Raw genomic sequence first — 17,022 nt, forward strand, 5'->3', positions numbered from 1 at the left:
AGTATTCGCCCGCTTGGACGCCCGTGTACCCCGCTCCCCTTTCGGGCAGCGGGGTACACGGGCGTCAGGTCAGGCGGGCGAGCCGAGCAGCGGGACAGGCGTCGCCCGGAGGGTCAGCACCGGCAGCAGGTCGGCGACCGCGAACGGGCGGTGCGCCGGTATGCCGGGCGGTGCCGGCGCGAGCGGGACGAGCAGATCGGTGGCGGCCGGGTGGCCCTCGGTGCCGTCGCCGGCCCAGTCGCCGTGCAGCCACAGCGTGAGCATGTAGAGACCGGGTACGGACAGCAGTCGTGCCTGGTAGGGCTGTTGCAGTGCCTCGGCTTGCTGGAGGGCGCGCTCGGTCGAGGCGACGTAGGGACCCTCGAAGAAGTGGGAGAAGGCCCAGCCGTCGGGGGTGAGCATGGTCTCGGCCGCCGCCACCGCGCGGTCGCCGCACCGGATCAGGAAGCGCCAGCCGGCCAGCCGGGTCGCCGACAGGCCTTGCGCGGTGATCCGGTCCAGCACATGGACGGGCAGCGGGAGTTCGGGTGTGGCGGGACCCTGCGCGGCGCGCAGGGAGGGGGTAGGGGCCTCACGGACCGCGGTGGGGGAACCGAGGGCGGTGAGGACGGAGCGCAGGGCAGGCGCGGGGGCAGGGGGCACGTGCAGCGGCATGTGGGTCGCCTCTCATTCGACAGGCGCGGCGGCGCGAGGAGGGTGGGGCGGACGGCGCTGTCTGCTCACGGAAGGCGGGAGAGGTGGGGGCCCGGTTCGGTGGGAACGAGAGTGCGGCTCGGCCTGCCGCCCGGCAACCGGGACAGCAGGAAGTGCGGCGGAATCCGGGACCGAGGGTGCCACCTTCTGCCTTGTGGACGAAGTTTATACGACGTGTGTTCGGCCGGTGTTTCGTCTATCCGATTCGGGTTGATCGGACAAGGCGGAAATGGGCCGACGTTTTGCGGAAATCATCCCGTTTCCCGGGCCGGTCCCTCGTCGCTGACCTCGCGAAACGCGCCGGTAGCGGACGGCCGATTGTCGTCGGCGTTTTTCACGAGGCGTTCGGGGCACCCGAAGGTGCAAGCTGCGGCATGCCTCGTGAATGTGCCGCCGGGAACATTCGGAAAGAGTAACGGGCGGCGGGCCCGTGTGTGACGTTATCGATCGCTTCGGCTGGGCATCATCCCACCTGACCCGGGAGCCAGGCGGCCGGCTCGTCGGCCCGCCCATCCGAGGAGGGACACTTCGATGGGGGAGAAGGTCGTGGCGGGGCAGTTCGACCTGTCCGATCGCCAGCGCTACCGCGAAAAGCTCCAAAAGTGCCTGACGGGGCTGGAGCTGCTGCTGCGCGAGAAGCGATTCGACCGGCCCAAGAACCTCATGGGAGTCGAGATCGAATTGAATCTCGCGGGGCCGGACGGTATGCCGAAAATGTTGAACGGGCAGGTACTGGAGCGCATCGCGAGCCGTGACTTCCAGACAGAACTCGCCATGTTCAACCTGGAAGTCAACATAGCTCCACACCGGTTGGGCGGCCGGGTATTCGACCGGCTCGCCGAGGAGTTGCGCACCTCGCTCGCCTATGCCCACCGCAAGGCCGGTGAGGTGGACGCGGGCATCGTGATGATCGGCATCCTGCCCACCCTCGACCGGGACGACCTGGTCTCCTCCAACCTCTCGGAGGTCGACCGCTACACCCTCCTCAACGACCAGATCGTCGCCGCCCGCGGTGAGGACTTCCGGCTCGACATCGAGGGTGTGGAGCACCTCGTCTGCACCTCGAAGTCCATCGTGCCCGAGGCCGCCTGCACCTCCGTTCAGCTGCACCTCCAGGTCACCCCGGCGCGGTTCGCCGACGTGTGGAACGCGGCACAGGCGGCCTCCGCGGCACAGATCGCCGTCGGCGCCAACTCGCCGTTCCTGTTCGGGCACGAGCTGTGGCGCGAGTCCCGGCCCCCGCTGTTCCTGCAGTCCACCGACACCCGGCCGCCCGAGCTGCAGGCGCAGGGCGTACGGCCGCGCACCTGGTTCGGCGAGCGGTGGGTCTCCTCGGCGTACGAGCTGTTCGAGGAGAACCTGCGCTACTTCCCGGCCCTGCTGCCGATCTGCGACGACGAGGAGCCGCTGGAGACCGTCGCGGCCGGCGGCGTGCCGAAGCTCGCCGAACTCGTTCTGCACAACGGCACGATCTACCGCTGGAACCGGCCGGTGTACGGCATCGCGGACGGCGTCCCGCACCTCAGGGTGGAGAACCGGGTGCTGCCGGCCGGCCCGACCATCACCGATGTCATCGCCAACGCGGCCTTCTACTACGGCCTCGTGCGCGCCCTCGCCGAGGAGTCCCGGCCGGTGTGGACCCGGCTGCCGTTCGCCGCGGCCGAGGCGAACTTCGACGCGGCCTGCCGGTACGGCATCGACGCGCGCTTCGTCTGGCCCCGGCGGGGACGGTACGGCGGCACGGGCGAGATCGACGCGGTCACGCTGGTCCGCGACGAACTGCTGCCGCTGGCCTCGGCCGGTCTGGACGCGTGGGGCGTAGAGGCCGCCGACCGGGACCTCTACCTCGGGGTGATCGACGAGCGCTGCCGGCGCCGGGTCAACGGGGCGTCCTGGCAGGCGGCCACCTTCCACCGGGCGCTGGAGCAGGGCATGTCCCGGGACGCGGCCCTGGCGGCGACGACGCGCCGGTACGCCGAGCTGATGCACATGGGGGAGCCGGTGCACACGTGGCCGGTGGGACTGCCGGAGCCGGTACCGCTCGGCTGAGCCCCGGTGCGGGGGCGGGGCGGCTGCCGCGGGTGGTCCGCCGCGGGCGGGCCATCGCGGACCGGGGGGCAGGCGGCGGGTGAGGCAGCGGGGTGAGGTGGCCGGTCCCGGGCCGCCGCCGCGTCCTCGTCCGGTACGCGTCCCCCGTACACCGTCCTCATCCGCCGTCCCCGTACGCGGTCCCCGTACTCGATCCCCGTACGCGGTCCTCGTACGCGGTCCTCGTACGCGGTCCTCGTACGTGATCTCCGTACGAGGTCCTCGCACGCATTCGCCGTCCCCGTACGCCTTCATCACAGCCGCTTCTGCGATCCTTGCCGGGCGAAGGTGGGCCAGAGGCCCGTGAGCCGGCTGGAGGCAGGGGTGCAGGTGGAGGCTGACTCGGTGGCCGATTCCTCGGTACGGGGGCGCGACCCGCGGCGGATCCTGCGGGACGAGACGCTGCTCGTACTCGCGCTCTCGCTCGGTGCGAGCGGGGTGTCCGCGCTGATCAGTTTCATCGGCTCGGTCACCAAACCGGGCGGCCTCAAGGACCAGGCGGCGACCCTCAACGCCTCGGCCGCGCCGGGCCGCCCCTGGCTCGACCTGGCCTGGCAGCTCTTCGGCATCGCCTCCGCGCTGGTCCCCGTGGCACTCGTCGCCCATCTGCTGCTGCGCGAGAGCGCCGGCACGAGCCTGCGCACCCTCGGGTTCGACCGCACCCGCCCCTGGCCCGACCTGGCCCGTGGCGCCGGCGTCGCGGCCGTGATCGGCAGCACCGGCATCGCCTTCTATCTGGCCGCCCGCGGCCTCGGCTTCAACCTCACCGTCGTACCCGAGGCACTCCCGGACGTGTGGTGGAAGTACCCGGTGCTGATCCTTTCGGCGATGCAGAACGCGATCCTCGAAGAGGTGATCGTCGTCGGCTATCTGCTGCGCAGACTGGGCCAGTTGGGCTGGACCCCGGGGACCGCGCTGGTGGCCAGCGCGGTCCTGCGCGGCTCGTACCACCTCTACCAGGGCATCGGCGGCTTCCTCGGCAACATGGCCATGGGGGTGGTGTTCGTCTGGCTGTACCGCCGCTGGGGCCGGGTGGGTCCGCTGGTCGTCGCGCACTCCCTGCTCGACATCGGCGCCTTCGTCGGTTACGCCCTCCTCGCCGGCAAGGTGGACTGGCTGCCGACGGCCTGAGACGAGCCGTCAGGCGTGCAGTTCGCCGTCGATGACCGTCACCGCGCTGCCGGTGAGCAGGGTGCGCTCGCCGCGCAGCGCCGTGCGGACGAGGCCGGTGCGGCGGGAGGCCTGCAGCCCGGTGAGGTCGTCGCGGCCGAGCCGGGCGGACCAGTGCGGGGCGAGCGCGGTGTGGGCGCTGCCGGTCACCGGGTCCTCGTCGATGCCGAGGTTGGGGAAGAAGCAGCGGGAGATGTAGTCGTAGCCGAGGCCGGGGTCGGTGGCGCGGGCGGTGGTGATGACACCGCGTGACGCGTAGCCGGCGAGGGCCTTGAGGTCGGGGGAGAGGCCGAGGACGGTCTTCTCGTCGGCCAGCTCCAGCAGCAGGTCGCCGACGTTCGGGCCGGTGTCGAAGCCGGCGACCGGCTCCGCGCCGAGCGCCTCGGCGACCCCGGCCGGGATGTCGACCGGGGTGAGCGGGGCGGTCGGGAAGTCGAGGGTGATCGAGCCGTCCGCCGCGGGTGTGGCGATCAGCACGCCGCTGCGGGTGGCGAACCGCACGGAACCCTCGTGGGCGCCGGAGGTGTGCAGGACGTGGGCCGTGGCGAGAGTGGCGTGCCCGCACATCGCCACCTCGGCGACGGGCGTGAACCAGCGCAGCGCCCAGTCCGCCTCGCCGCCCTCGGGCAGCCGGTGCGCGAAGGCGGTCTCGGCATGATTGACCTCCATCGCGACGTTCTGGAGCCAGTCGTCGCCGGGGAAGACGTCGTCCAGGAGCAGGACTCCGGCCGGGTTGCCGGCGAAGGGGCGGTCGGTGAAGGCGTCCACGATTCTGATGCGCATGGACCGACGCTAGCGGTTGCACCGGTCCCTGGACCAAGGCCAATTCACGGATGCCGGACTGATTCGCGCCGGCCCGCCGCGCGCGTCCGCAGCCAGGGGGCGAGCTGGAGGACGCCGAACGACACCTCCACGACGAGGAACGGCCACAGCACCGCGGGGCCGCCGTGCGCCAGCGCGTACGCCTGCCACAGGGAGAACAGGACGCGTGCGGCACCGTCGAGCAGACCGTGCAGCGGCAGCGGCCGCACCACGCGCAGGACGGACCAGACGACCACGACCGAACCCATCAGATTGGCGTACAGGGTCTGCATCGGGGTGAGCGCGGGCATCGTGCCGAGGCCGGCCGCGTCGCCTCCGGCCGACAGGAGGTGGTGGACCAGCGCGTACGTCCAGGGCGTGGCGAAGCCGGCCGTGACGATCAGGTCGTACCAGCCGCTGGTCCGGACGATCCGCAGGTAGGCGGGGGCGGAAGGGGCGGCAGGGGCCGCGGAGGCGGCAGGGGCAGCGGGGCTCATTCAGGGCTCCTCGGAAGGGCTCGCTCGGACGCCGCTCACGCTAGACAGCGGAGTACGCTCCAAGGTCAAGTCGACCGAGCGACGGGGGAGTCATGCGCATCGGAGAACTGGCGGCGCGCACCGGGGTGTCCAAGGACACGGTGCGCTTCTACGAGAAGATCGGCCTGATCGAGGGCGACCGGCGGCCCAACGGCTACCGTGACTTCCCGCCGGAGACGGTGCCCTGGCTGCGGTACGTGCGCACCGCGCAGACGCTCGGGTTCACATTGGCCGAGATCGGCCGGCTCGGCGCGGAGCTGCGGGAGGCCCCGGACAGCGCCGAGGCCCTGACCGCGCTGTTCGAGGAGAAGATCCGGATCGTGGACGAGCGCATGGCCGCGCTGGCGGCACTCCGCGCGGACCTCGCCGAGCGTGTCGGCACCGGCTGCCCCCTGCGGGCGGCCGGGCGGACCGACTGAGAGCCTCCGACCGCCGCGATCGACCCGGGCGCCGCCCGTGGTGCGCCCGCGGCGCTGCCCGGTGCCCCGCGCTCGACCGGACGGTCAGCCGGGTCCGCCGGATCCTCGTCGGGCAGGGTGGGGGAGGCGGTCGCCGTCCGCACGGCGGTCACGTCGCCGGACGCGGGCCGGATCGCCTGCCGGAGCGCGCCCGATGCGCTCACCGGATGCGTGGAGACCGTAACGGCCACCGAGCCGCCCGCCCCTGCGACGGCCCACACCCGCCCGCCCTGCCGGCCCACACCCGCCCGCCCGGGTTCCCAGTTCGCGTCTCGGGCCCGCAGTCTGCGTCCCCCCGGCCCGCCCGCAACTGCGTTCCCCCCGCCCCGCCCGCAGTCCGCGCCCGGCGGTCCTCACTTCGCCCCCGCCCCACCCCCGGCAAATGCCGCACATCCGGCATACAATGGACCCGGCAGTCCATTCGGAGGAGGCGGTATGGCCGGGAAGCTGACGGCGAAGGGCAGGGCGACGCGGGCCCGGATCGTCGAGGGGGCCGCCGCGGTGCTGCGCGAGAAGGGGGTCGGGGCCGCCACGCTGGACGACATCATGGCGCGGACCGGCACCAGCAAGAGCCAGCTGTTCCACTACTTCCCGACCGGCAAGGACGAACTGCTGCTGGCCGTGGCCCAGTTCGAGGCGGACCAGGTCATCGCGGACCAGCAGCCGTATCTGGGCTGCCTCGACTCCTGGGAGGCATGGGAGCGCTGGCGGGACGTGGTGGTCGAACGCTACGAGGTCCAGGGGGACCAGTGCCCGCTCGGCTCGCTGTTCCTGCAGATCGGGCGGTCCACCCCCGGGGCCCGGGCGATCGTCGTCGAGCTGATGCGGCAGTGGCAGGAGAACCTGGCGACGGGCATCCGGGCCCTGCAGTCCACCGGCAGACTGCCCGCAGGCATCGACGTCGACGCACGGGCCGCGGCCCTGCTGGCCGCGCTCCAAGGGGGCGTGTCGATCCTGCTGTCGACGGGCCGCTCGACCCATCTGCGCGCCGCTCTCGACCAGGGCATCGCCGACCTGCGCCGCGAGGGCCTCGCCACGGTGTGAACCACCGGCCCGGCAGCGGTTTCGAAAGTCGCGGAAAAAACTTCGGCGGTGATGTCGAGAACCCGCGACCGGCTCCGTCCTGGGGGTGAACGCGGCCACAATGGGCCGCACCCGCACGAGGAGAACCACGATGGCCAAGTACCTGCTGCTCAAGCATTACCGCGGCGCCCCGGCTCCGGCGAACGACGTGCCCATGGACCGGTGGACGCCGCAGGAGATCTCGGCGCACATGCGGTACATGCACGACTTCGCGGCCCGGCTGGAGAAGACCGGCGAGTTCGTCGACGCCCAGGCGCTCGCCCCCGAGGGGGCGTGGGTCCGGTACGACGGCGAGGGCCGGCCGCCGGTCACCGACGGCCCGTTCGCCGAGACCAAGGACCTCATCGCCGGCTGGATGATGATCGACGTCGACAGCTACGCGCGCGCCGTCGAACTGGCCGGGGAGCTGTCGGCAGCCCCGGGCGCGGGCGGGGAGCCGATCCACGAGTGGCTCGAGGTGCGCCCCTTCCTGACCGCGCCGCCCACCATCACGGAGTGACCCGGATGGACGAGGCCCTGCTGAGGAGCCTCACGCCGAGCGTGCTCGGGATCCTCGTCCGCCGCGGAGCCGACTTCGCGGCGGCCGAGGACGCCGTACAGGACGCGCTGGTCGAGGCGGTCCGCGGCTGGCCGGCCGGTCAGCCGCGCGACCCCAAGGGCTGGCTGGTCACCGTGGCCTGGCGCAAGTTCCTGGACGCGGCCCGCGCGGACACCGCCCGCCGCAGGCGTGAGGACCGTGTCGACGAGGAGCCCGCACCCGGACCCGCGTCCGCGGTGGACGACACGCTCCGGCTCTACTTCCTGTGCGCCCACCCCTCGCTGACACCGTCGTCCGCGGTCGCGCTCACGCTGCGCGCCGTGGGCGGGCTCACCACCCGTCAGATCGCCCAGGCATACCTGGTGCCCGAGGCGACCATGGCGCAGCGCATCAGCCGGGCCAAGCGCACCGTCTCCGGTGTGCGCTTCGACCGGGCAGGCGACGTCGCGACCGTGCTGCGCGTCCTCTACCTGGTCTTCAACGAGGGCTACTCCGGCGATGTCGACCTCGCCGCCGAGGCCATCCGGCTCACCCGGCAGCTCGCGGCCGCGATCGACCACCCGGAGGTGGCGGGGCTGCTCGCCCTGATGCTGCTCCACCACGCCCGGCGGGCCGCCCGGACCGCGCCCGACGGCAGCCTGGTGCCGCTCGCCGAGCAGGACCGGGGCCGCTGGGACACCGGGGCGATCGCCGAGGGCGTCGAGATCCTGCAGGCGGCCCTCGCCCGCGACCGGCTGGGCGAGTTCCAGGCCCAGGCCGCCATCGCGGCGCTGCACGCCGACGCGCCCACCGCCGCCGAGACCGACTGGGTGCAGATCGTCGAGTGGTACGACGAACTGGTGCTGCTGACCGACAGCCCGGTCGTCCGCCTCAACCGCGCGGTGGCGGTCGGCGAGGCCGACGGACCGCGCGCCGGCCTCGCCGCGCTCGCGCAACTCGACGACTCGCTGCCCCGGCACACCGCCGTGGCCGCGTACCTCCATGAGCGGGACGGCGATCCGGTGACGGCGGCACGGCTGTACGCCGAGGCGGCCCGCAAGGCACCCACCCTCGCCGAGCGCGACCACCTGACCCGCCAGGCCGCCCGGCTCAACTCCCGCCGGTGACGCCGACGGGCGGGTCCGCCGGATCCGCCCGCCCGCGGCAGGTCAGGCGGCGATGACGGCGACGGTGGTGCGCCCGCCGTCCACGTCGAGCACGGCGCCGTGGACGAACGCGGACTCGTCGGCGGCCAGGTACACGGCGGCGTGCGCGATGGCGTCCGGCGTGCCCACCCGGCCCGCGGGGGTGCCCTTCATCATCGCCTCGGCGGGGTGGACCTCGCCCGGGGCGAGCCGCTGCACCACTCCCGGTGAGATCGCGTTCACCCGGACGCCGTGCGGCCCGAACTCCGCCGCCCAGGCCCGGGTCAGGGTCTCCATGGCGCCCTTGGTCGAGCTGTAGAGGGCGCCGATCGGAATGCCGAGGCGCGCGATCCAGGAACCCAGGTTGATGATCGATCCGCCGCCGGCCGCCGCCATGGCGGGCGCGACGGCAGCGGTCAGGAAGAACGGGGCCTTCACATTGACCGCGTAGACCTGGTCGAAGGTCTGCTCGTCGGTGCCGGCCGTGGTGTCGCCGGGGTAGACGCCGGCATTGTTGACCAGGACGTCGACACGGCCGCCGAGGACCTGTGCCGCCTCCTCCGCCAGCGCCTTCGAGGCGGCGGCGGTGCCGTCCAGGTCGGTCCGCACGAAGTCGGCGCGACCGCCGGCCGCCCGGATCCCGTCGACCACCTCCTTACCCCGCTCCGCGCTGCGGCCGGAGACGACGACATGCGCACCCTCGGCGGCGAACGCCTCCGCGATCGCCCGCCCGATGTTGCTCGTCGCTCCGGTCACCAGGGCGTTCTTGCCCGCAAGCCGCGTCGACATGTCCACTCCATTGCTCGGTCTCTGGGGACGAGGCCCACTCTGCGACCAGAAAAATGGACTCGCAAGTCCAGAAAGCTGCCGGTCAGATCTCCCGGAAGGGCCTTGTCGCGCGACCGGTCCCGATATATCGTTGAGGCATCGCGAACGATACGCGATGCATACGTGACAGATCAGCGATGGAATGGAGTGATGGCGATGCGCAGCCACGGATTCGAGCGCGGACATCGGCACGAGGGCACCGGGGGCCGGGGCCCGGGCGGCTTCGGGGGCCGCGGTATGGGCGGCTTCGAAAGCCTGCGGGGCGCGTTCGGGCCCTTCGGCCCCGGCGGCCCTGGATTCGGCCCCGGTGGTCCGGGATTCGGTCCCGGCGGCCCCGGTTTCGGGGGGCCTTGGGGGCCGCGGGGACGGGGCGGTCCGCGGGGGCGGGCGCGGCGCGGTGATGTGCGCGCCTCGATCCTGGCCCTGCTCAAGGACCGGCCCATGCACGGGTACGAGATGATCCAGGAGATCGCCGAACGCAGCGGGGGCGCCTGGAAGCCCAGCCCCGGCTCGGTCTACCCGACCCTCCAGCTGCTGGAGGACGAGGGCCTGATCGCCAGCGAGAGCGAGGGCGGCAAGAAGCTCTTCGCCCTGACCGAGAGCGGACGCGCCGCCGCCGAGGAGGGGCCGGAGGCTCCCTGGGAGGAGGCCTCGCGCGGAGTCGACTGGGAGGCCCTCAGCGAGATCCGGCAGGCCGGCTTCGGTCTGATGGAGGCGTTCGGCCAGGTCTGGAAGACGGGCAGCAAGGAGCAGCGGGAGAAGGCGCTGGCCGTCATCAACGACGCCCGCAAGAAGCTGTACCTCATCCTCGCCGACGAGGACTGAGGCCCGTACGGCGCACCAGGCGCCCCGCGCGGAATCCGCGCGGGGCGCCTTCGTGTGTCCGGCTCAGGCCACCAGGCCGTCCAGCTTGCGCAGCGACTCGTGCAGGGCCGCCGTCGCCGAGTCCTTGAGTTTGCCCGCCATCAGCGACACCGCGGCGCCGGTGAACTCTCCGTCGATCCGCAGCGTCGTGGCGTCCCCGTCGGGGGTCAGCGTGTAGCGGGTGGCGACGGTCACCGCCATCGGGCCCTTGCCGCGGATGGCGAACACCCGGGCCGTTTCCAGCTCCTCGATGGTCCAGTCGACCTCCGCCGGGAAGCCCATCAGCTTCATGTTCTCCTGGAACGTCCCGCCCACGGCCAGCGTCTCCGGGCCGCCCCGGGGAAAGCTGGTGTGGGTCGCGTTCCACGCCCCGTACGACGGCCAGTCGGTGAGCTGGGCCCACACCTTCTCGGCCGGCGCCTGGATGCGTGCCTCCGCGCTGACTTCGGCCATACGACCACCCCTCCGGATCGGGCGTAGCGGGCTACGGTGTCGCGGAACGTAGCCGCAGGGGCGCGAACATTCAATACTGATGAACCATCAGATCTGCGGGAGCCGGGCCCAGACGCGGCACAGGCGCGGCGGGGCGCCAGGGCAAGGCGGCGCGCGTTCGCTGCGTGGAATCGGCCGGATCTCCTCCGTAAGGATGAAATCCGGGCGGCCGATGTCCACTGGACGCGGGACGCGAAAATGGTTCCCCACGGGGATGCCCCCTCTCCTCAAGGCTGATGAGGTGGGGATGTGCAACCCCGTACAGCTCACCGGACCACCCAGGACCCAGTGGTTCCGCACCAGGACGGCGCTGCCGGCCTCGGTGCCGAGCTGGCGGCGGTGGTCGCCGGTGCCCGCCGCAGGGCCGTCCGGGACGGGGACCGGCAGACCGACACCGCCCATCTGCTGCACGCCCTGCTGGAACACGACCCCGAGGCCCGCGCGGCCGTCGGGGGTCCGCCGCGGCTCGCCCGGCTCCTCGGCTACCTCGTGCAGCGCAGCATCGGCTACGGGCTGCGCTGGCAGGGCAGCGTGGAGGACTCCGGCGCGATCCCGCTCGTCCCCGCTCCCGCCGGCCCGGAGCCGGCCGCTGGTGCCGACGGCTGGTCCGCCACGGCGGCCTCCGTGGTCCCCGCGGCCCCTGCGGCCCTCGCGGCCGGAGCCGCCCGGGACGGCGCGGCCAGGGACGCCGACGGCTGGTCGCCGGCCGCGTCCGCCGCGCTCGTGGACGCCCGGACCCGGGCCCTGCGGCGGGGCGCGACCCGGATCGGCGGTACCGACCTGCTCGCGGCGCTCGCCGCCGACCCGGCGTCCCGGGCCGTCGAGGTCCTCGAACACGCCGGCATCCCGGCCCGCGAGCTGTCCGCACGGATCGAGGCCGGAGCCGGCGAGAGCGCCGACGGGAGCGAGCCCGCCTGCTGACGGCGACCGGGCCGTCCATCAGCTGAGACAGGGGTCATCGGGGATGACGCTCCTGTCGGCTCCTGTCATCATGTGCCGGTGCATACGTCTGTGAGCAGTCAGGACAGCCCCGGCAAGGGAGCCGGACTCGGTCTCGCGCTCGCCTCGGCGCTGGCCTTCGGAGGGTCCGGCGTTGCCGCGAAGCCGCTGATCGAGGCGGGCCTCGACCCCCTGCATGTGGTGTGGCTGCGGGTGGCGGGCGCCGCGCTGGTGATGCTGCCGATCGCGGTGCGGCACCGCGCCCTGCCGCGCCGACGGCCCGCGCTGCTCGCCGGGTTCGGACTGCTCGCCGTCGCCGGTGTCCAGGCCTGCTACTTCGCCGCGCTCTCCCGGATCCCGGTCGGGGTGGCCCTGCTGATCGAGTATCTGGCGCCCGCCCTGGTGCTGGGCTGGGTGCGGTTCGTGCAGCGTCGACCGGTCACGCGTGCCGCCGCGCTCGGCGTGGTCCTCGCGGCCGGCGGCCTCGCCTGCGTGGTGGAGATCTGGTCCGGGCTGAGCTTCGACGCGCTGGGTCTGGTGCTGGCGCTCGGTGCCGCCTGCTGCCAGGTCGGCTACTTCGTCCTGGCCGACCAGGGCAGCGACGCGGGGGAGTCGGCGCCCGACCCGCTCGGCGTCATCGCCTACGGGCTGCTCGTCGGAGCGGTCGTGCTGTCGGTCGTGGCCCGCCCCTGGACCATGGACTGGTCGGTGCTCGCGGGCTCGGCGGACCTGAACGGCACCGCCGTACCCGCCGCCGTCCTGCTCGGCTGGATCGTGCTGGTCGCGACGGTCGTCGCGTACATCACCGGAGTGCTCTCCGTGCGCCGGCTGTCGCCGCAGGTCGCCGGGGTCGTCGCCTGCCTGGAGGCGGTCATCGCGACCGTGCTGGCCTGGGTGCTGCTCGGCGAGCACCTGTCGGCGCCGCAGATCGCCGGCGGCGTGGTCGTCCTGGTCGGCGCGTTCATCGCCCAGTCCTCGGCGCCCGCCAAGGGGTCCCCGCAGCCGGTCGCGTCGGGTGGCGCGGAAAGGGAGCTGTCCGCTCGCGGCACCGCCGCGTGAGGCGCCCGGCCGCGGAGCCGAACGCGCGCGTCCTGTCGCGCCCGGCCGTGGAGCTGAACACGCTTGCCCTGTCGCGCCCGGCCGCGGAGCCGCACACGCGCGTCCTGTCACGCCCGGCCGCTTAAGGGGTTCGCCCGGGGGTGGTTGGGGCACTTGCCCCGGCCGCGCGAGGTGTTCGCCCCGGCCGCTTGAGGTGTTCGCCCGGGGTGCCTGAGGTGCTTGTCCCCGGCCGCCCGACGCGTGCGCCCCCGGCGCCGGCTGAGGCGGCGTCCGCGCCGGTCGCCCGCGGCGGGCCTCAGAGGTGTCCCCCTGGGCCCGCCGTCCTCCGCCGCTAGCGCGCCGCGAGGTAGTCCGGGACCTCCACGCCGGGCGTCAGGTCGGCGTTGGGGACCGGCGCGTCGTAGCCCTTGCGGAGCGGGACGACCCCGGCCCAGTGCGGCAGGGAGAGGTCGGCCGCCTCGTCGTTGGCGCCGCCGGTGCGGACCTTGGCCGAGACCTCCTCGAGGTCCAGGCGGATCACCGCGGTCGCGGCCAGCTCCTTCTTGTTCGCGGGCCGGGAGTCGGCGGCCCGGCCCGGTACGACGTGGTCGACCAGCGCGTCCAGGGCGAGGCGCCGCTCCTCGGGGTCGGTGACCTCGTGCGCGACGCCGTGCACCACGACCGAGCGGTAGTTGATCGAGTGGTGGAAGGCGGAGCGCGCGAGGACCAGCCCGTCGACATGGGTGACCGTCAGGCAGACCGGCAGGCCCGGATCGGTGTCACCGGTCATCCGCAGCGGCCGGGAACCGGTCGAGCCGTGCACGTAGAGCCGCTCGCCGACCCGGCCGTACAGCGTCGGCAGCACCACCGGGGCGCCGTCCCGGACGAAGCCGAGGTGGCAGACGTACCCCTCGTCCAATATCGCGTGCACCAGTTCCTTGTCGTACGACGCCCGGTCCGCGGAGCGCGTGGGCACGGTCCGGTCGGTCGGCGTGTACGCGGCCTGCGTTTCCTCGGTCGTGCCCTGCATGGCGGTCCCCTCCTGGCGGGATGTTTTGCACTAGTGCATAATGTTCTTTGTGCTAGGAGAATATCGGATCACCGGGCGTGGCGCAGCCGAGATCGCGGCCGGCGTCGAACAGGCGGTCGCCGCCGGGCAGCTGGCGCCGGGGCAACCCCTGCCGCCCATGCGGGAGTTGGCGGCCGAGCTCGGCGTGAACCCGAACACCGTCGCCGCCGCCTATCGCACCCTGCGCGAGCGCGGGGTGATCGAGACGGCCGGCCGCCGGGGCAGCCGGGTCCGGCCGAGGCCGGCCACCACCGGCCGCGAGGAGCTGCGGGTGGAGGTGCCGCCCGGCGGCCGTGACCTCTCCTCGGGCAACCCGGACCCGGAGCTGCTGCCCCCGCTGGCCCCGGCCCTCGCCGTGGCGGCGGAGCGGGGCGACCGCAGGCCCGTCCGCTACGGCGACGATCCCGTCGACGCGGACCTCGTGCGCCTCGCCCGCGCCGAACTGGACGCCGACGGCGTCCCCGCGGGCCCGTTGACGGTGACCTCCGGCTCCCTCGACGCCATCGAGCGCGTCCTCACCGCGCATCTCAAGCCCGGCGACACGGTCGCCGTCGAGGACCCCGGCTGGGGCAGCGCCCTCGATCTCGTCCCCGCCCTCGGCCTGCACATGGCCCCGGTCGGCGTGGACGACGACGGACCCCGCGCGGACGATCTGCGCCGCGCCCTGGAGTCCGGAGCCCGCGCCCTGATCGTCACCGGCCGCGCCCAGAACCCCACCGGCGCCTCGGTGACGGCCACGCGCGCGCGTGCGCTGCGCGCGGTGCTCCGGGACCATCCGGAGACGCTGCTCATCGAGGACGACCACGGCCACGGCATCGTGGACCTGCCGCTGCACCCGCTCGCGGGCGCCACCCGCCACTGGGCCTTCGTCCGCTCGGCCGCCAAGGCCTACGGTCCCGATCTGCGCCTCGCCGTCCTCACCGGCGACCCCGTCACCGTCGACCGGGTCAGGGGCCGGCTGCGCCTGGGGCCCGGCTGGGTGAGCCTGCTGCTGCAGCGGGCCGTGGCGCACCTGTGGACGACCGGCGCGGTGGACCGGGCGGCCGTGGCGCGGGCGTACGGCGTCCGCAGGGACGCCCTGGTCGAGGCGCTGGCCGAGCGCGGGGTGACCGCGCACGGCCGCAGCGGCATGAACGTCTGGGTGCCGGTCGCCGACGAGACCGGAGCGGTGGCCCGCCTCGTCCAGGCCGGCTGGGCGGTCGCTCCGGGCGCCCGCTTCCGGCTGGCCTCCCGGCAGGCCGTCCGCGTCACGATCTCACCGCTGTCCCGGGCGGACATCGCCCCGCTGGCCGACGCGGTCGCGGCGGCGGTACGCCCCTCTCCGGCACGCTCGTACGGCTGAGCGGCCGGGAGATCGCGAGGCCGGGCTACGCGCCCTTGCGCCGCACCTGGGTCAGCGCCGCACCGGCCAGCACGATCACCGCGCCCACCGGCGTGTTCCACCGCAGCGACTCCCCGAGGATCGCCACTCCCGCCGCCGTGGCGATCACGGGGATGAAGTACGTGACCATCTGCGCCGTGGTGGGCCCGACCTCGGCGACGAGCCCGTACTGCATCAGCACCGCGAGCCCCGTGCCCAGTGCGCCCAGCGCGGCGACGGCCAGCAGCGGAACGACCGGGAAGTGCGCGGGCGCGCTGGTGAACAGCGGTGTCACCACGGCCAGCTGCACCGTCGCGAGGAGCAACTGCCCTGCCGTCATGGACAGGTGCGAACGGCCCGTGCCGGCCAGCGTCCGGCGGACGTAGATCCAGCCCACCGGGTAGCTCAGCGAGGCCAGCAGGGCCATCGCCGTGCCCGTCGCGTCGAGGCCGTGGAAGCCCTGCCAGGCGCCCAGGACGGTCAGCACACCCAGGAACCCGAGCCCGAGCCCCGCCACCCGGACCCGGGTGGGCCGGTCCTCGGAGAGCGCGACCAGGGACAGGAGCATGCCCCACAGCGGAGACGTGGCGTTGCAGATGCCGGCCAGCGTGGACGGGATCGTCAGCTCCGCGTAGGCGAAGAGGGAGAACGGCAGCGCGTTCAGCAGGAACGCGGCCACCGCCATGTGCCCCCACAGCCGGGCCCCGCGCGGCAGCCGCTCACGCTTCACGGCCATCGCCGCCACCAGCACCGCCGTACCGAACAGCAGCCGCCCGAGGGTGACCTGGAACGGCGCGTACCCCTGTGTCCCCACCTTGATCAGCAGGAAGCTGAAACCCCAGATCAGGGACAGGGCGCCGAAGCGGAGCCGCCAGTCGAGGCGGGCCCGGGGGCGGACCGGGGACGGGGTGGCGGAAGGGACGGGGGACTGGATCCGTGAGGGGATGACCGTGCTCATGACCTCCACGATGCCGGAGGCAATCTCGTAGGACAATCGACATTTCCCGACCAGTACCTCTTAGAATCACTTACATGTTGAACCTTGAGCGCCTGCGCACCCTGGACGCGGTCGCCCGGCACGGCTCGGTCAGTGCCGCCGCCGAGGCGCTGCACGTCACCACGTCCGCGGTCTCCCAGCAGCTGGGCAAGCTGGAGCGGGAGCTGGGCCAGCAGCTCCTCGCCAAGAACGGCCGCGGCGTACGGCTCACGGACGCCGGCCGACTGCTGTCGGAGCACGCGGCGCGCATCCTGTCGCAGGTCGAGCTGGCCGAGTCCGATCTGGAGGCGCACCGAGGGCAGGTCGTCGGCGAGCTCCGGCTCTCCGCGTTCCCGACCGCCGCGCGCGGACTCTTCCCCGCCGCCCTCGGCGCGCTGCGCGCCGAGCACCCGGGGCTGCGCGTGCGCTCCAGCGAGCTGGAGCCGGAGCAGGGAATCGCCGGGGTCGTCCGCGGCGATCTCGACCTCGCGGTGGTCCTCGACTGGTACAACAAGCCGATGCCCGTGCCCGACGGCCTGGTCAAGGCACCCCTGCTGGACGACCCGGCCGATGTCGCCGTGCCCGCGGGGCACCGGCTCGCGGACCGGGACGAGGTGGATCTGGCCGAGTTCGCCGAGGACGAGTGGATCACCTGGGGCGAGGGCGAGTTCTGCCACGAGTGGCTGATCTTCACCCTGCGGTCCAAGGGCGTCGAGCCGATCGTCGGCCACCGCGCGGGCGAGACCCACACCCAGCTCGGGCTCGTCGCCGCCGGGCTCGGCGTGTGCATCGCCCCGCTCCTGGGGCGGCACCCGGTGCCCGAGGGCGTGGTCCTGGTGCCGCTCAGGCAGCGGGTGCGCCGCCATGTGTACGTGATCTGGCGCGCGGACGCCGACCGCCGGCCCTCCATCCGCGCGGCGGTGGAGGCCCTGCGCACCGCCGCCCGGAAGCTCGACTGACCCCGG

General features: G+C 73.4%; 18 protein-coding genes. 11 read left to right on the top strand and 7 right to left on the bottom strand.

Translation table 11 applies throughout. The annotated features are described in order from the left end of the window. Positions 1–69 precede the first annotated feature (69 nt). A complete protein-coding gene (locus ACF073_RS39360) occupies positions 70–654 on the bottom strand; it encodes a hypothetical protein (protein WP_392076329.1) in 585 nt (194 codons plus the stop codon). A gap of 570 nt (positions 655–1,224) precedes the next feature. Between ACF073_RS39360 and ACF073_RS39365 the strand changes: the two genes are divergently transcribed. Both ACF073_RS39365 and ACF073_RS39370 read left to right on the top strand, forming a co-directional pair. Further along, positions 1,225–2,742 carry a glutamate--cysteine ligase gene (locus ACF073_RS39365; RefSeq protein WP_392076330.1) on the top strand — a complete coding sequence of 506 codons (1,518 nt, stop codon included), beginning with the start codon at positions 1,225–1,227 and terminating at the stop codon, positions 2,740–2,742. A gap of 363 nt (positions 2,743–3,105) precedes the next feature. After that, entirely contained in the window at positions 3,106–3,912 is an 807-nt protein-coding gene (locus ACF073_RS39370; protein ID WP_392076380.1) for a CPBP family intramembrane glutamic endopeptidase, read from the top strand. Positions 3,913–3,921: 9 nt separating this feature from the next. Here the strand turns inward: ACF073_RS39370 and ACF073_RS39375 are convergent, their stop codons facing one another. Together ACF073_RS39375 and ACF073_RS39380 are read right to left on the bottom strand one after the other, a co-directional pair. Further along, the gene (locus ACF073_RS39375; RefSeq protein WP_392076331.1) at positions 3,922–4,734 is read right to left on the bottom strand and encodes a PhzF family phenazine biosynthesis protein; all 813 of its coding nucleotides are present in this window, start codon (positions 4,732–4,734) and stop codon (positions 3,922–3,924) included. 44 nt (positions 4,735–4,778) lie between these two features. Further along, positions 4,779–5,249, bottom strand: coding sequence for a hypothetical protein (locus tag ACF073_RS39380; protein ID WP_392076332.1), 471 nt, complete (start codon positions 5,247–5,249; stop codon positions 4,779–4,781). A gap of 92 nt (positions 5,250–5,341) precedes the next feature. Here ACF073_RS39380 and ACF073_RS39385 point away from each other — a divergent pair, with 92 nt between their 5' ends. From ACF073_RS39385 to ACF073_RS39400, 4 genes are all read left to right on the top strand, one after another. Beyond that, a complete protein-coding gene (locus ACF073_RS39385) occupies positions 5,342–5,707 on the top strand; it encodes a MerR family transcriptional regulator (protein WP_392076333.1) in 366 nt (121 codons plus the stop codon). A 474-nt stretch (positions 5,708–6,181) separates the two neighbouring features. Further along, positions 6,182–6,790, top strand: coding sequence for a TetR/AcrR family transcriptional regulator (locus tag ACF073_RS39390; protein WP_392076334.1), 609 nt, complete (start codon positions 6,182–6,184; stop codon positions 6,788–6,790). 130 nt (positions 6,791–6,920) lie between these two features. Continuing rightward, positions 6,921–7,328, top strand: coding sequence for a YciI family protein (locus ACF073_RS39395; RefSeq protein WP_392076335.1), 408 nt, complete (start codon positions 6,921–6,923; stop codon positions 7,326–7,328). 5 nt (positions 7,329–7,333) lie between these two features. Then, on the top strand, positions 7,334–8,473 hold the full coding sequence (locus ACF073_RS39400; RefSeq protein ID WP_392076381.1) for an RNA polymerase sigma factor: 1,140 nt from the start codon (positions 7,334–7,336) through the stop codon (positions 8,471–8,473). Positions 8,474–8,515: 42 nt separating this feature from the next. Here ACF073_RS39400 and ACF073_RS39405 read toward each other — a convergent pair whose 3' ends face one another. Next, positions 8,516–9,280: an SDR family NAD(P)-dependent oxidoreductase gene (locus ACF073_RS39405; RefSeq protein ID WP_392076336.1), complete on the bottom strand. Its 765-nt coding sequence runs from the start codon at positions 9,278–9,280 to the stop codon at positions 8,516–8,518. 195 nt (positions 9,281–9,475) lie between these two features. Between ACF073_RS39405 and ACF073_RS39410 the strand changes: the two genes are divergently transcribed. Continuing rightward, positions 9,476–10,144, top strand: coding sequence for a PadR family transcriptional regulator (locus ACF073_RS39410; RefSeq protein ID WP_392076337.1), 669 nt, complete (start codon positions 9,476–9,478; stop codon positions 10,142–10,144). A 63-nt stretch (positions 10,145–10,207) separates the two neighbouring features. Here ACF073_RS39410 and ACF073_RS39415 read toward each other — a convergent pair whose 3' ends face one another. After that, entirely contained in the window at positions 10,208–10,636 is a 429-nt protein-coding gene (locus ACF073_RS39415) for an SRPBCC family protein (RefSeq protein WP_392076338.1), read from the bottom strand. Between the two features lie 327 nt (positions 10,637–10,963). Here ACF073_RS39415 and ACF073_RS39420 point away from each other — a divergent pair, with 327 nt between their 5' ends. Beyond that, complete coding sequence (locus tag ACF073_RS39420) at positions 10,964–11,596, top strand: Clp protease N-terminal domain-containing protein (protein WP_392076339.1); 633 nt, start codon at positions 10,964–10,966, stop codon at positions 11,594–11,596. A 72-nt stretch (positions 11,597–11,668) separates the two neighbouring features. After that, the gene (locus ACF073_RS39425) at positions 11,669–12,673 is read left to right on the top strand and encodes a DMT family transporter (RefSeq protein WP_392076340.1); all 1,005 of its coding nucleotides are present in this window, start codon (positions 11,669–11,671) and stop codon (positions 12,671–12,673) included. A gap of 331 nt (positions 12,674–13,004) precedes the next feature. Here ACF073_RS39425 and ACF073_RS39430 read toward each other — a convergent pair whose 3' ends face one another. Next, on the bottom strand, positions 13,005–13,682 hold the full coding sequence (locus ACF073_RS39430; protein ID WP_392076341.1) for a pyridoxamine 5'-phosphate oxidase family protein: 678 nt from the start codon (positions 13,680–13,682) through the stop codon (positions 13,005–13,007). Positions 13,683–13,731: 49 nt separating this feature from the next. Between ACF073_RS39430 and ACF073_RS39435 the strand changes: the two genes are divergently transcribed. Then, the gene (locus ACF073_RS39435) at positions 13,732–15,063 is read left to right on the top strand and encodes an aminotransferase class I/II-fold pyridoxal phosphate-dependent enzyme (protein ID WP_392076342.1); all 1,332 of its coding nucleotides are present in this window, start codon (positions 13,732–13,734) and stop codon (positions 15,061–15,063) included. A gap of 25 nt (positions 15,064–15,088) precedes the next feature. Here ACF073_RS39435 and ACF073_RS39440 read toward each other — a convergent pair whose 3' ends face one another. Next, entirely contained in the window at positions 15,089–16,039 is a 951-nt protein-coding gene (locus ACF073_RS39440) for a DMT family transporter (RefSeq protein ID WP_392076382.1), read from the bottom strand. A 74-nt stretch (positions 16,040–16,113) separates the two neighbouring features. Here ACF073_RS39440 and ACF073_RS39445 point away from each other — a divergent pair, with 74 nt between their 5' ends. Next, positions 16,114–17,016 (top strand): LysR family transcriptional regulator, encoded by a 903-nt coding sequence (locus tag ACF073_RS39445; protein ID WP_392076343.1) that lies wholly within the window; start codon positions 16,114–16,116, stop codon positions 17,014–17,016. The last annotated feature ends 6 nt before the right edge of the window (positions 17,017–17,022 follow it).

Source organism: Streptomyces sp. NPDC015171 (genome assembly GCF_043079545.1).
Classification (GTDB): domain Bacteria; phylum Actinomycetota; class Actinomycetes; order Streptomycetales; family Streptomycetaceae; genus Streptomyces.

Excerpts from the sequence above, each read along its gene's own strand:
- ACF073_RS39415 (WP_392076338.1), bottom strand. The coding sequence starts at position 10,636 with ATGGCCGAAGTCAGCGCGGAGGCACGCATCCAGGCGCCGGCCGAGAAG.
- ACF073_RS39445 (WP_392076343.1), top strand. The coding sequence starts at position 16,114 with ATGTTGAACCTTGAGCGCCTGCGCACCCTGGACGCGGTCGCCCGGCAC.
- ACF073_RS39385 (WP_392076333.1), top strand. The coding sequence starts at position 5,342 with ATGCGCATCGGAGAACTGGCGGCGCGCACCGGGGTGTCCAAGGACACG.
- ACF073_RS39410 (WP_392076337.1), top strand. The coding sequence starts at position 9,476 with ATGCGCAGCCACGGATTCGAGCGCGGACATCGGCACGAGGGCACCGGG.
- ACF073_RS39395 (WP_392076335.1), top strand. The coding sequence starts at position 6,921 with ATGGCCAAGTACCTGCTGCTCAAGCATTACCGCGGCGCCCCGGCTCCG.
- ACF073_RS39400 (WP_392076381.1), top strand. The coding sequence starts at position 7,334 with ATGGACGAGGCCCTGCTGAGGAGCCTCACGCCGAGCGTGCTCGGGATC.
- ACF073_RS39365 (WP_392076330.1), top strand. The coding sequence starts at position 1,225 with ATGGGGGAGAAGGTCGTGGCGGGGCAGTTCGACCTGTCCGATCGCCAG.
- ACF073_RS39380 (WP_392076332.1), bottom strand. The coding sequence starts at position 5,249 with ATGAGCCCCGCTGCCCCTGCCGCCTCCGCGGCCCCTGCCGCCCCTTCC.
- ACF073_RS39360 (WP_392076329.1), bottom strand. The coding sequence starts at position 654 with ATGCCGCTGCACGTGCCCCCTGCCCCCGCGCCTGCCCTGCGCTCCGTC.
- ACF073_RS39430 (WP_392076341.1), bottom strand. The coding sequence starts at position 13,682 with ATGCAGGGCACGACCGAGGAAACGCAGGCCGCGTACACGCCGACCGAC.
- ACF073_RS39440 (WP_392076382.1), bottom strand. The coding sequence starts at position 16,039 with ATGAGCACGGTCATCCCCTCACGGATCCAGTCCCCCGTCCCTTCCGCC.
- ACF073_RS39405 (WP_392076336.1), bottom strand. The coding sequence starts at position 9,280 with ATGTCGACGCGGCTTGCGGGCAAGAACGCCCTGGTGACCGGAGCGACG.
- ACF073_RS39375 (WP_392076331.1), bottom strand. The coding sequence starts at position 4,734 with ATGCGCATCAGAATCGTGGACGCCTTCACCGACCGCCCCTTCGCCGGC.
- ACF073_RS39390 (WP_392076334.1), top strand. The coding sequence starts at position 6,182 with ATGGCCGGGAAGCTGACGGCGAAGGGCAGGGCGACGCGGGCCCGGATC.